The following is a 13,966-nucleotide window of genomic DNA, read 5'->3' on the forward strand; positions in this document are numbered from 1 at the left end:
ATTTCGGTCTACAACCTGTCTGCCGGGCTGTCGAACTTCCTCGCGCCGGCGATTGCGGTGGTGCTGCTGCCGCACTTCAGCACCATCGGCGTGGTAGTGGCCTATACCGCGCTCTATCTGCTGGCGTTTTGTCTGTGCCCGTTTATTCGCGTCGATCAGCCGGGCTTTGCCCGTAAGGCAAGCGGCGTCAGGGAAGGGGTAGAATATTCATAACGTTATCAGGGCGGGTATATCCCGCCCTGATGTTTTAACGCAGTAACATACAGTCCGGCGGCAGACGGCAGCGTAGCGCCTCGCCGAGGATTTCCATACGGAAGGATTTGCCGCTCAGCGGTTCGCCATCCAGGTTGAAGGTCATTTCATGGGCTGCGGTGACTTCAAACCACGGCGATACGCCGTCGATCAGATTTGGTGAATTATCGGGATTAGCGAGGGTGCTAAACAGCGCAGGCAGCAACTCTTCGCCGGTAAAAATACGCAGATGCAGTAGCCCGTCGTTAATTAATGCTTCAGGACACAGTTGCTGACCACCACCGGCCTGGCGGCCATTGCCGATGCCGATAACCAGCGCGTCGCCCTGCCAGTGAAAGTTCTCGCCGCGAATTTCGCAGCGGTCCGGCTTCAGGGTATCCATGCGTGTCAGGCCGTGAATCAGATAGGAGACGCCGCCGAGCGCGGCTTTCAGTTTTTCCGGCGTTTCGGTGGTGATACGGGTACCAAAGCCGCCGGTGGCCATATTGATAAATCCGGCCTCGTTATTCACGCGAACCACATCAATAGGGACGTCGCGCCCGGCTATCGCCAGCTTCAGCGCGCTGGCTAAGTCCTGCGGGATGCCGACGCTGGTTGCGAAATCATTGGCTGTGCCGAGGGGGAGTATTCCCAGCGCCATGTTGCTGCCGCGCTGGACCAGCGCGGTGGCGACTTCATTAATCGTGCCATCGCCGCCGCCGGCAATCACCGTCGCCACCTTGAGCGTTTCGGCTTCCTCGACAAAACGAATCGCATCGCCTTTTTCCCAGGTCACGCGGACGTGTATCTCGATACCTTCTTCGCGCAGGAGATTAACGGCTTCGCGCAGTTGGGGTTCATTTGCGCCTTTACCGTTGAGAATTAATAAGCTGGCTGGAAATTGGGTCATCCTTTATCGCCTCATTCTTAGTCGTCATCCTCAGTGTATCGCATGAATGGCGTCATGGAATAAGAAAGTCGGGAAAATAGGATGCATAAAAAATAAGCCCGCGTAAGGGAGATTACGCAGGCTAAGGAGGTGGTTCCTGGTACAGCTAGCATTTATGGGTTATGTTTTTCAGCGAAATGGATGATACCTGCTTCGAACGTAACGGTATGTGATCCGATTCTAATATCCATACATAGTGAAAAAATAACGCCAATAAACTAATTTTTATGCGGATTGCGCGTCGACTCGCCGTTGAAGTTACGCATCAGCAAACCATACTCCAGCGCCATATCCTCCGGCAGCGGCAGCCAGACGATATAACCGTCTCCCGGCGCGACCGGCATTGCTTCGCCTTTGGCGTTCTCCATATGTTCGAGCGTAAAGTTGACGTTGCCTTGCGGAGTCATGACCTCGAGGCTGTCGCCGACCGAGAACTTATTTTTTACCGCCACTTCGGCCAGATTACCATTACGCTTGCCGGTGAATTCGCCGACAAACTGCTGGCGTTCGGAAACCGAGTAGCCGTACTCGTAATTCTGATAGTCGTCGTGGGTGTGGCGGCGCAGGAAGCCTTCGGTATAGCCGCGGTGAGCCAGACCTTCCAGCGTCTCCAGCAGACTGGTATCGAACGGTTTACCGGCGGCGGCGTCGTCAATCGCTTTACGGTACACCTGGGCGGTGCGGGCGCAGTAGTAGAAGGATTTGGTGCGGCCTTCAATCTTCAGCGAGTGCACGCCCATCTGGGTCAGGCGCTCCACGTGGGCGATTGCGCGCAGATCTTTGGAGTTCATGATGTAGGTGCCGTGCTCGTCTTCGAAGGCGGTCATATACTCGCCCGGACGTTTGGCTTCCTCAATCATAAATACCTGGTCGGTTGGCGCGCCGATACCGAGAGTGGGTTCAACGTTCTGCACCGGGATAGGCTCATGCTTGTGGACGATATTACCTACGTCATCTTCTTTGCCTTCCTGAACGTTGTACTCCCAGCGGCAGGCGTTGGTGCAGGTACCCTGGTTAGGGTCACGTTTGTTGATATAGCCGGAGAGCAGGCAGCGGCCGGAGTAGGCCATGCACAGCGCGCCATGGACGAAAATCTCGATTTCCATCTCCGGCACCTGGCTGCGAATTTCGGCGATCTCGTCCAGCGACAGCTCGCGGGAGAGGATCACGCGGGTTAGCCCCATTTGCTGCCAGAATTTCACCGTCGCCCAGTTGACGGCGTTGGCCTGTACCGACAGGTGAATTGGCATATCAGGGAAGTTTTCCCGCACCAGCATGATTAAACCAGGATCGGACATAATCAGCGCGTCCGGCCCCATTTCCACTACCGGTTTGAGATCGCGAATGAACGTTTTCAGCTTGGCGTTATGCGGCGCGATGTTAACCACCACGTAGAATTTTTTCCCTAGCTCGTGGGCCTCATTGATGCCGAGCTGCAGGTTTTCGTGGTTAAATTCATTGTTGCGCACGCGCAGTGAGTAACGCGGCTGGCCGGCGTAGACCGCATCGGCGCCATAAGCGAAAGCGTAACGCATATTTTTCAGCGTTCCCGCCGGGGAAAGGAGTTCCGGTTTAAACATGATTTTCTCGTTCTGATGACAGGTCAGACTCGCCGCACCAGGTGCGGCGATTCGGGGGAGTGTCCCCACATTAAGGGCGGGCATTGTAGCGCCGTGGAAAGAGGGAGTAAACCTTTGCGCCTCTCTGCTCTGAGAGGCGCAAAGGTTAGGCTATTCGACAGGCGTCCGCCTCCCAGCGATAGCCGACGCCGTAGACGGCGCGAATAAACGACTGCTCGGCATCCAGCGATTCAAGCTTACGGCGCAGGTTTTTAATATGGCTGTCGATAGTGCGGTCGGTGACCACGCGATAATCGTCGTACAGATGATTGAGCAGTTGTTCGCGGGAGAAGACTTTACCCGGCTCCTGAGACAGCGTTTTTAATAGCCGAAACTCGGCGGGAGTCAGGTCCAGTAATTTTTCGCGCCACGAGGCCTGGAAACGGCTCTCATCAACGATGAGCGGGCTTTGCGCATCCAGCGCCTGCAGAGCGCGCTGTGGCTTGCAGCGACGCAGGATCGTCTTCACGCGAGCGACAACTTCACGCGGACTATATGGTTTGCAGATGTAGTCGTCGGCGCCGATCTCCAGCCCCAGCAGGCGATCGATCTCCTCGATTTTGGCGGTGACCATCACGATCGGTACATCGGAAAAACGGCGGATTTCACGACACAATGTCAGGCCGTCGGTGCCGGGCAGCATTAAATCCAGCAGAATCAAATGCGGGGGCGTCTGGCGAACGTAGGGCAGTACCCGATCGCCATGAGCAATTAGTGTTGGCGCGTAGCTCGCGGCCTGCAAATAGTCGATCAACAACTGACCGAGTTTGGGCTCGTCTTCCACGATTAAAATACGCGGCGTGTTTTCATCAATGGGTAATTCGCTCATACGTCCCTCGATAAATCCTGTTCCAGAGGTAATTCTACTTTAATGCTAACCCCGCCAAAAGGCGAATGGCTGGCGTTCAGGCTGCCGCCGTGGGCCGCTACGATGTTCATACAGATTGCCAGCCCAAGGCCGGATCCGCCGCTGGCGCGGTTACGCGAACCTTCGGTGCGGTAAAAACGTTCACACAGCCGCGCCAGCTGCTCGTCGCTAACGCCGGGGCCGCTATCGGCAAAATCGAGCATTAACCTGCGGCCGTTTTGTTTGGCGCTAATCAGCAGGCGTCCGCCGCGGTCGGTATAGCGTAGGCTGTTTTCCAGCAGATTATTGAACAGCTGCATTAGCCGATCGCGATCGCCGAACACGATAGCGTTATCCGGCAGCGAGACGCCGATGGTCAACCCGCAGCTGGCGAAACGTTCGCGGAACGCTCCTGCGGCGACCTCCAGTAGCGCAATTAAATCTACCGATTCTTTCTGGTAGGCTAACGCGCCTTCATCGGACATCGATAGCTGATGCAGATCGTCTACCAGCTTAGTGAGCGTGCCGACTTCCGCCTGCAGCGAAGAAATTGAATCCGGGGTGAATTTACGCACGCCGTCCTGAATTGCTTCCAGCTCGCCGCGCAGCACCGCTAGCGGCGTGCGGAGTTCATGCGAAATATCGGCCATCAAATCGCGGCGCATTTGTTGGTTGCGCTCAAGCGTACTGGCAAGCTGGTTGAAATCCTGCGCCAGACGACCCAGTTCATCCCCGCCGGTGACCGTGACGCGGGTAGAGAAATCGCCCGCCGCCAGCTTATGGGTACCTTCCACCAGCCGTTTGACTGGCGCCAGCAGCCCGCGGGCCAGCGGGAAGGTGGCCAGAGCGGCGAGGAGGGTGGCGAGGGCGACGATAAGCCAGCTGGTGCGTTTTTGCTGGCGGTCGAAATTGATATCCGTGTTGCGCGTGAGTCGCTCGACCGGCGAGGCGATCACCGCCCCGACGGTCACGCCGTTGACGACAATGTTGCGCCGGGTGCCATCTTGCGGTACCGGCGCTCGCGGGCCTACCAGCACGCGCCCTTGTTGATCGACAACCCAAAATTGCGTGCGCCAACCGTGCGGCGGCATATCGGGCCGTGGGCCAGGCCCGGGCATTGGCCCTGGCTCGCCGTGTGGGCCCGGACCACCCGGCGGGCGTTCGTCGTTATCCCGCTCGAAGGTGCGCAGTAACTGGAAGATAAAACGATCGTTATTGCGCAAAAACTTCCAGTCGCCGTGCTGCTCGTACTGTTCGCTCAGCGCGTCGCCGAGCATCGTTAATCGCTGTTCATTACCGCGTTTTATATAGTCGATAAAGCCGCGCTCAAAGCTGATGCGCACCGCCCAGTGCATGCTAATCAGCAGCACGATACAGGTAGCGAAAATAGCCAGGAACAGCTTACCGGTGATACCCGGGCGCCAAAGTTTCACGATTCACTCCTTTTGCGTCGGCGGATGACGGTGTTGCTGCCGACATCGTTCGGTACGCGGGAAAAGATGAGCGCCGGGAGGGCGATAATCACCGCCATGCTCAGATAGGTGTAGAGGAAAACTTGATGAACGGCTGGGGCATCGGCGCTGATATGCTGCTGGCCGTACATGCCGAGCAGTAGCCCGGCGATGGTCACGCCGATACTCATCGAGAGCTGCATAACCATCGAGAGCAGGCTGTTACCGCTACTGGCCAACTCATCAGGCAGGTCTTTTAGCGTCAGAGTATTCATCGACGAGAAACGACTGGAGTTAATCATGCCCTGCAGGAACAGCACTAGCGGCAGCAGCCAGTACCAGCCGGCCAGTGCGACGGCCATGAACAGCAAACTCACCAGCGCCAGGCCGAGGGTTGCGAAAACCAGCACGCGGCGATAGCCAAAGCGATTCACTACCTGCACCACGATGCGTTTCATCCCCATGCTGCCCAGCACCATCGGGATCATCATCAGCCCGGCGTGGAACGGCGAGAAGCCGAGGCCAATTTGCAGGAATACCGGGGTCATAAACGGCAACATCCCGCTGCCGATACGCCCGGCGAAGCTGCCGCCAAGACCGAGCGAGAAGGTTTTATTGCGAAACAGTTTGAGGCTAAACAATGCGTTAACGTTACCGCGGGCGTGCCACCAATAGAATCCCATCGCCATCAGGCCGCCGACGACCAGCACGGCGAGCAGCAGCGGCGAGATACCCAGCCCTTTTTTGCCGTCAAGCGCCAGCGTCAGGGCGGCCATTCCCACCGCCAGCAGAATAAAACCAAGAATATCAAAACGCCGGGTCTGCAGGGTGTAGTTTGGCATCAGGCATAACGTGGCGATAGCGCCGATGATACCTACCGGGATGTTAATTAAGAAAATCCAGTGCCAGGAAGCATATTCGACGAGCACGCCGCCAAGCGCCGGGCCGAGCAGCGGTCCAACCTGGCCGGGCAGGGTGACGAAGGTCATCGCCGCCATATACTGATCGCGTGGAACGATTTTCATCACCGTCAGACGCCCGACCGGTACCATCATCGCGCCGCCGACGCCTTGCAGCACGCGGGACATCACTAACTGATCGAGAGTGCTGGCCTGGGCGCAGAATAGCGAGCCGACGGTAAATAATACAATGGCGCTGAAGAAGATATTGCGCACGCCAACCCGGTCCGCCAGCCAGCCGCTGGCCGGCAGCATGACCGCCACCGTAAGCACATATGAGACCACCACCATATGCATGTGCAGCGGGCTCTCCCCAAGGCTTTTGGCCATCGAGGGGAGGGCGGTGTTAACGATGGTGGTATCCAGCGACTGCATAAAGAAGCCGAAGGCCACAATCCATAACTGCCAGCGTACGCTGGAGGGCAGATCTGTCATTTTATTCGCTTACCGGTTGAGAAGACTTGCGCGTAAAACGCAGCCGCAGACGATCAAAGAACAAATAGACCACCGGGGTGGTGTACAGCGTCAGCAGCTGGCTCATGACCAGACCGCCGACGATGGTGATCCCCAACGGCTGCCGCAGTTCTGACCCGTCGCCGCCTGACAGCACCAGCGGCAACGCGCCGAACAGCGCCGCCAGGGTGGTCATCATGATCGGGCGAAAACGTAGCAGGCAGGCCTCGAAGATGGCCTCTTCCGGCGGCAGATTACCGCTGCGCTGCGCTTCAAGAGCGAAATCGACCATCATGATGGCGTTTTTCTTTACGATGCCAATTAATAGCATGATCCCTATCAGGGCGATTAGGCTGAATGGGGCACCGAACAACTCCAGCGCCAACAGCGCGCCCACCCCAGCCGATGGCAGGGTAGAGAGGATAGTTAACGGATGCACGTAGCTTTCGTAGAGGATCCCCAGCACGATATACACCGTGGCGATGGCGGCGATAATCAGGATCACCTGTGAGTTCATCGTCTGCTGGAATACCTGCGCGGTGCCGGCAAACGATCCGCGGACGCTCGACGGCACGCCGAGCTGGGTCATCGCCCGGTCAATGGCGTCGCTGGCTTCCGATAGCGATTTGCCGGTCGGCAGGTTGAAGGAGATGGTCGAGGCGGCCGATAGCCCCTGATGATTGACCGAAAGCGGCGCGTTCGCCGGTTGCCATTTGGCGAAATACGACAGCGGAATGGGTTTCCCGTCTTTACTGATGACAAACATTTGTTCCAGCGCGCTAACGTCCTGGGTATAAAGCGGATCGACTTCCATCACCACTTTGTACTGGTTCAGCGGCTGGTAGATGGTCGAGATTTGCCGCTGGCCGAAAGCGTTGTTTAACAGACTGTTGGCATCCTGCACGCTGACACCCAGTCGTGACATGGTGTCGCGGTCGTAGACCAGATCCATCTCCGCGCCGTTATCCTGTTGGTCCGAGTTAACGTCGGCCAGTTCCGGCAGCGCCGCCAGTGCCTTGCGGATTTTTGGCTCCCATTCACGCAGCGCCGACAAATCGTCCGATAACAGGGTGTATTGATAGCTGGCATTCGACTGACGCCCGCCGACGCGGATATCCTGCACCGCCATCAGGAACAGATTAGCGCCGGGCTCTTTCGCCAGCTTTTTCCGCAGCCGGTCGATGATTTGCTGCGCGGTTTCATGGCGCTGCTCGCGCGGTTTCAGGGTGATAAACATCATACCGCTATTCACCCGCGAGCCGCCGGTAAAGCCGGTCACGTTATCGACTGCCGGATCCTCGCGGATGATCTTCATAAAGTCCTGCAGTTTGCCGCGCATAGCCTGGAAGGAAATACTCTGATCCGCCTGAATGCCGCCCATCAGCACCCCGGTGTCCTGCTCCGGGAAGAAGGTTTTCGGAATGGCGATATACAGCCACACGCTGAGCGCTATCGTACCGAGCAGGACCAGGCCCGTCAGGCGACTGTGCTTCAGCACCCATTTTAGCGATTTGCCATAGCCGCCCTGAATGGCGATCAGCAGGCGGCCAAAGCCGCGATTCCGCGTTGGTTCATGAGGTTTGCCGCTTTTCAGCAGCCAGCCGCACATCATTGGCGTCAGCGTGAGCGACACGGCGAGCGAAATACCGATCGCTACCGATAGCGTGACGGCGAACTCGCGCAGCAGACGGCCCGGAAGGCCGCCCATCAGTAGCAGCGGTAAGAACACCGCCACCAGCGACAGGCTCATCGACAGCACGGTAAAGCCGACTTCACGGCTGCCCTGCAACGCGGCCTGCAGCGGCTTCATTCCCGCCTCAAGATGGCGGGAAATGTTTTCCAGCACCACGATGGCGTCATCAACGACAAAACCGGTGGCGATGGTCAGCGCCATTAGCGACAGATTATTGAGGCTGAAGCCGCATAAATACATCGCTGCGAAGGTACCGATTAACGATACCGGTACGGCCACGGCCGGGATAAGCGTTGCGCGCCCGGATCGCAAAAACAGAAAGACCACCAGAATCACCAGCGCGACCGAGATCACCAGCGTTTGTTCGACCTCTTCCAGCGATGCGCGGATAGTGGGGGAACGATCCTGCGCAATCTGTAAATCGATGGCGGCCGGGATAGTACGCTGTAGCTCAGGAAGGCGGGCGCGGATGCTGTCGACCGTTTGAATGATGTTGGCTTCCGGCAGCTTGCGTATCATCAGCAGGATCGCCGGTTTGGCGTTGGTCATCCCGGCGTTACGCACATCCTGGACTGAATCCGTCACTTTTGCCACGTCGCCAAGACGTACCGCTGCGCCGTTGTTGTAGTGGACGATTACCGGCAAATATTCCGCCGCGGTTTTCAGTTCATCGTTGGTCTGCACCTGCCAGCGATGGGTTCCATCTTCCAGCGCGCCCTGCGGGCGACGCACGTTGGCGTTATCGATGGCGCTGCGCACGGCATCCAGTGAGACGCCCTGGTTAAACAGCGCCTGCGGGTTGAGATCGACGCGCACCGCCGGCAGGGAGCTGCCGCCGACGTCGACATCGCCGACGCCGTCGATCTGCGCGATGGTTTGCGCCAGCTGGGTTGAAGCGAAATCGTACAACTCGCCCTGCGAATAGGTATCCGAGGTGAGCGTCAGGATCATGATCGGTGCATCGGACGGGTTAGCTTTGCGATATGTGGGGCGGCTGGGCATCCCGCTCGGCAGCAGGCTTTGCGCGGCATTAATCGCCGCCTGCACGTCGCGGGCTGCGCCGTTAATATCGCGATCGAAATTAAACTCCATGATGATGCGGGTACTGCCAAGTGAGCTCGACGAGGTCATTTCATTGACCCCGGCAATGCGCCCCAGCGAGCGCTCCAGCGGTGTGGCTACCGACGAGGCCATGGTTTCCGGCGAGGCGCCGGGCAGCGAGGCGCTAATCATGATCACCGGGAAATCGACCTGCGGCAGCGGCGCGACCGGCAGCAGGCGGAATCCGAGGATCCCGCACAGGGTTATCGCCAGCGAGATAAGAATCGTCGCCACTGGGCGATATATAAAGAGAGCGAAAAACTTCACTTACGCCCCCTCTTCACGGCGCGGGAAGCGGCTCTTCATATACAGCGATAGCCGATCGAACAGCAGATAAATCACCGGCGTGGTGAATAACGTCAGTACCTGGCTGAGCATCAGGCCGCCAACCATGCCAATGCCCAGCGGACGACGCAGCTCGGCGCCGACGCCGGTACTGAGCATCAACGGCAGCGCGCCAAGCAGGGCGGCGAGGGTGGTCATCAGAATCGGACGGAAGCGCAGCAGGCAAGCCTGATAAATGGCTTCCCGCGGCGGCATTCCCTGTTCGCGCTCGGCGGCGAGGGCAAAGTCAATCATCATGATGGCGTTTTTCTTCACGATACCAATCAGCAGAATGATGCCGATGATGGCAATCACATCCAGCTCGCTACCGGCCAGCCATAGCGCCAGTAGCGCCCCGACGCCAGCGGTCGGCAGCGTAGAAAGAATGGTGATGGGATGAATGAAGCTTTCATACAGCACGCCGAGCACGATATACATGGCGACGACCGCCGCGACCACCAGCCAGACGGTGCTACCGAGCGCCGACTGGAACGCGAGCGAACTGCCCTGGAACTGAGTGCGGATGTCGCTTGGGAAATCCAGCGACTGCTCGGTGGACAAAATAGCCTCTACCGCTTCGCCGAGGGAGTAGTTGTCCGGCACGTTGAATGAAATGGTGGTAACCGGGAACTGATCGAGATGGTTGACCGACAGCGGCGTAAAACGCTGCTCGACGCTGGCGATAGACTTCAGCGGCACAATGCCGCCATCGCTGCTGGTGAGGCGAATATTATCCAGCGCCGCCAGCCCCGGCGTCGCCTGGGTGTCGTGCTCCAGCACCACGCGATATTGGTTGGCCTGGGTATAAATTGTCGAGATCAGCCGTTGGCCAAAGGCGTTATACAGCGCGTTATCGACATCCGCCATGGAAATACCCAGTCGGCTGGCGCTATCGCGATCGACATTGATATAAGCCGCGAGCCCTTTATCCTGCCAGTCGCTGCTGACGTCGGCAAGCTGGGGTAAGGATTGCAGGCGCGACAGCAATTGCGGCACCCAGTTGCTCAGCGCATCGAGCGAGTTAGCCTGCAGGGTAAATTGATACTGCGTTCGGCTGACGGTGGTATCAATAGTCAGATCCTGCGTTGGCTGCAGGTAGAGCTCAATGCCCGGTACGCTTGCCACCGCGTGTTGCAGGCGACTAATGACCGTTTGTACCCGATCGTCACGCTCATCCAGCGGCTTGAGGTTAATCTGCAGACGCGCGCTGTTCAGCGCCGGATTGGTGCCATCAACGCCGACAAACGACGTGAGGCTTTTAACCGCCGGATCTTTCAGAATCAGCTCGGATACCTGCTGCTGGCGTTGCGCCATACTGGCGAACGATACCGACTGCGGCGCTTGTAACGTGCCCTGAATAATGCCGTTATCCTGGATCGGGAAGAAGCCTTTTGGGATAAAGACCCATAGCAGAATCGATAACGCAAGGGTGCTTAACGCCACGCTCAATGTTAACCACGGGTGGTTCAGCACGCGGCTCAGCCAGCGACCATACACGGCAATCACCCGCTCGAAGAATCGCTCGCTGGCCCGCGAAAAGCGGTTTTGTTTGCGCAGCGATTCGTGACTTAACATCCGCGCGCACATCATTGGCGTCAGGGTCAGCGAGACCACCGCCGAAATCAGAATCGCCACCGCGAGGGTAATGGCGAATTCGCGGAACAATCGCCCAACGATATCACCCATAAACAGCAGCGGGATCAGTACGGCAATCAGCGAGAAGGTTAATGAAATAATCGTGAAGCCGATTTCCCCCGCGCCTTTCAGCGCGGCGGCAAGCGGTTTCTCACCTTTTTCAATGTAGCGGGAGATGTTTTCGATGACTACGATGGCGTCATCGACCACGAAGCCGGTGGCGATGGTCAGCGCCATTAGCGTCAGGTTATTAATTGAAAAATCGAGGAACACCATAACCGCGAAGGTGCCGACCAGCGACAGCGGCACGGCGACACCGGGAATGATGGTTGCCGGGACATTGCGCAGGAAGAGATAAATGATCATCACCACCAGAGCGATGGCGAGCAGCAATTCGAACTGCGTATCGCTGACCGACGCGCGAATATTGGTGGTGCGGTCAGAAAGCACCTGTACCTTAACGGATTTAGGCAGGCTCTCTGTGAGCTGCGGCAACATCTGGCGGATGCTGTCGGCGGTGGCGATGATATTCGCTCCCGGCTGGCGCTGGACGTTCATTACGATCGCCCGCTGCTTATTGGCCCACGCACCGAGCCAGGCGTTCTCGGCGCCCTGTTCGATGGTCGCAACATCGCCAAGGCGGATCGGCGCGCCGTTCTGATAGGCGATAATCAGTCGACGGTAATCTTCCGCCGACTGCATCTGATCGTTGGCGGAAAGAGTGACCGCGCGGGCCGGACCGTCAAGGCTACCTTTTGCTGAATTCACGTTGGCGCTGGTAATGGCGGTACGCACGGTTTCGCTGGTCAAACCTAACGCGGCGATCGCCTGGGCATTGAGCTTAACGCGCACAGCAGGGCGCTGGCCGCCGGCCAGCGTCACCAGACCGACGCCGGAAACCTGAGAAATCTTCTGCGCCACCCGAGTTTCCACCATATCTTCGACCTGCGTCATCGGCATTGCGCTGGAGGTGACGGCCAGGGTCATGATCGGCGGATCCGCCGGGTTCACTTTGCTATAAACCGGCGGGTTGGGTAAATCAGACGGCAGCAGGTTGGTGGCGGCGTTAATAGCCGCCTGCACTTCCTGTTCGGCAACATCCAGCGCCAGGGTCAGCTGGAACTGGAGGGTGATGACCGACGCGCCGCCCGAGCTTTGTGAGGACATCTGTTTAAGGCCGGACATCTGGCCAAACTGGCGCTCCAGCGGCGCGGTAATCGACGACGTCACCACATCCGGGCTGGCGCCGGGGTAAAGCGTCACCACCTGAATAGTGGGGTAGTCCACTTCCGGCAGCGCGGAGACCGGCAGGAAGCGATAGCCGATGATGCCGGCCAGCAGAATGGCGACCATCAAGAGCGTTGTCGCCACCGGACGCATAATAAACAGCCGGGACGGACCGCCCGTACTGCTTGGGGGTAAGACTTGCATCAGGCGCCCGCTCCGTTTTTACCACTCTGGCGGGCGGCAGGTTGTTCCTCCGCGGCGCTGTGGGCTTCGACGACTTCGACCTTCGCGCCTTCGGTCAGGCGGTCGATACCATCGGTCACCACCCGGTCGCCTGCTGACAGCCCGGCGTTAATCACCACTTTCTGGCTATCCTGAATACCCGGCGTGACCGTATGTTTACTGACTTTATTCTCACTGTTCAGCACCCACACGAAGTGCCCCTCGTTGCCCATTTGTAGCGCGGCGGTGGGGATCACGACCGCATCCTGCTCGGTATCCACTAGCATTCTGGCGTTGACGAACTGATTCGGGAACAGAGCATCATCGAGGTTATTAAAGCGCGCCTTAAGCTTAATAGTGCCGGTGGTGGCATCGATTTGGTTATCGAGGCTCAGCAGGTTGCCAGTGCTGATCTTCTGTTTATTGGTACGATCCCAGGCCTCAACGGTCAGCGTTTTCCCGGCCTTTTGCGCCTGTACCACGGTGGCGATATCGCTTTCCGGCAGGGTAAAGACCAAATCGATAGGGTGGGTTTGCGTGAGTACGACAATGCCGGTGGTGTCGCCACTGGAGATTTGGTTGCCGATGTCGACCTGTTTCAGGCCCACGCGTCCGTCAATCGGCGCGGTGATGCGGGTCCAGTCCAGCTGCAGTTGCGCACTGGCGACGGCGGCCTGATCGGCTTTAACCGTACCGGCGGATTCAACCACCAGCGACTGCTGCGTATCCAGCTCCTGACGGGAGATAAGGTTGGTTTTGACCAGTTGTTGATAGCGGGCGAGATCGCGGCGCGCGTTTGCGAGGGTAGCGTTATCTTTGGCAAGCTGGCCCTGCGCCTGGGCCAGCGCGACCTTGAACTGGCTGGGATCGATTTGCGCCAGCAGATCGCCGGCTTTTACCTGCTGACCTTCCTGGAAATGAATACTCAGCAACTGACCGTCAACCCGACTGCGCACGGTCACGGTGTTCGCCGCGGTGATAGTCCCCAGGCCAGTAAGGTAGCGGGGGACGGATTCGCTGGTGGCGGTTGCCGCCTGCACCGGGGCCAGCGTCGCCCCAAAACGCCCATGACGCGCCCCGGCAGGCGGTTTTGCTCCTTGTTGACTTGCGCCAGCAGCGCCTGCGGTTGTTTCTTCGGAGCGATCGTGCCAGAACCAATAGGCGGCACCCGCCGCCAAAATTACCGTCAGGACCATTCCCCAACGAAGTGTGTGACTACTTTTCATTATTTTGCTATCTCATCCTGAAGCTTTCG

General features: G+C 58.2%; 8 protein-coding genes and 1 pseudogene. 1 reads left to right on the forward strand and 8 read right to left on the reverse strand.

Going from position 1 to position 13,966, the window contains the following annotated elements; genetic code table 11:
* Positions 1-213, forward strand: a pseudogene (locus PGS10_RS13180) (cytochrome C biogenesis protein CcdA); the annotation flags it as partial.
* A 34-nt stretch (positions 214-247) separates the two neighbouring features.
* On the opposite strand, the gene yegS reads toward PGS10_RS13180, so the two are convergent.
* The 8 genes from yegS to PGS10_RS13220 all read right to left on the reverse strand — a co-directional run bounded on the left by yegS (position 248) and on the right by PGS10_RS13220 (position 13,937).
* The gene (gene yegS / locus PGS10_RS13185) at positions 248-1,141 is read right to left on the reverse strand and encodes a lipid kinase YegS (protein ID WP_047078109.1); all 894 of its coding nucleotides are present in this window, start codon (positions 1,139-1,141) and stop codon (positions 248-250) included.
* A gap of 257 nt (positions 1,142-1,398) precedes the next feature.
* The gene (yegQ, locus tag PGS10_RS13190; protein WP_032714942.1) at positions 1,399-2,760 is read right to left on the reverse strand and encodes a tRNA 5-hydroxyuridine modification protein YegQ; all 1,362 of its coding nucleotides are present in this window, start codon (positions 2,758-2,760) and stop codon (positions 1,399-1,401) included.
* A 145-nt stretch (positions 2,761-2,905) separates the two neighbouring features.
* A complete protein-coding gene (baeR, locus tag PGS10_RS13195; protein ID WP_045391890.1) occupies positions 2,906-3,628 on the reverse strand; it encodes a two-component system response regulator BaeR in 723 nt (240 codons plus the stop codon).
* Positions 3,625-5,079, reverse strand: coding sequence for a two-component system sensor histidine kinase BaeS (gene baeS, locus PGS10_RS13200; RefSeq protein ID WP_047078108.1), 1,455 nt, complete (start codon positions 5,077-5,079; stop codon positions 3,625-3,627). The genes baeR and baeS overlap by 4 nt, the downstream gene beginning before the upstream one ends.
* A complete protein-coding gene (locus PGS10_RS13205; RefSeq protein WP_047078107.1) occupies positions 5,076-6,491 on the reverse strand; it encodes an MFS transporter in 1,416 nt (471 codons plus the stop codon). The genes baeS and PGS10_RS13205 overlap by 4 nt, the downstream gene beginning before the upstream one ends.
* 1 nt (position 6,492) lies before the next feature.
* The gene (mdtC, locus tag PGS10_RS13210; protein WP_047078106.1) at positions 6,493-9,570 is read right to left on the reverse strand and encodes a multidrug efflux RND transporter permease subunit MdtC; all 3,078 of its coding nucleotides are present in this window, start codon (positions 9,568-9,570) and stop codon (positions 6,493-6,495) included.
* Positions 9,571-12,693 carry an MdtB/MuxB family multidrug efflux RND transporter permease subunit gene (locus PGS10_RS13215; RefSeq protein ID WP_316423082.1) on the reverse strand — a complete coding sequence of 1,041 codons (3,123 nt, stop codon included), beginning with the start codon at positions 12,691-12,693 and terminating at the stop codon, positions 9,571-9,573.
* A complete protein-coding gene (locus PGS10_RS13220; RefSeq protein ID WP_047078104.1) occupies positions 12,693-13,937 on the reverse strand; it encodes an MdtA/MuxA family multidrug efflux RND transporter periplasmic adaptor subunit in 1,245 nt (414 codons plus the stop codon). The genes PGS10_RS13215 and PGS10_RS13220 overlap by 1 nt, the downstream gene beginning before the upstream one ends.
* Positions 13,938-13,966: the final 29 nt, after the last annotated feature.

Origin of the sequence: Klebsiella sp. 141153 (genome assembly GCF_032601995.1) — a bacterium.
GTDB lineage: Bacteria > Pseudomonadota > Gammaproteobacteria > Enterobacterales > Enterobacteriaceae > Klebsiella > Klebsiella aerogenes.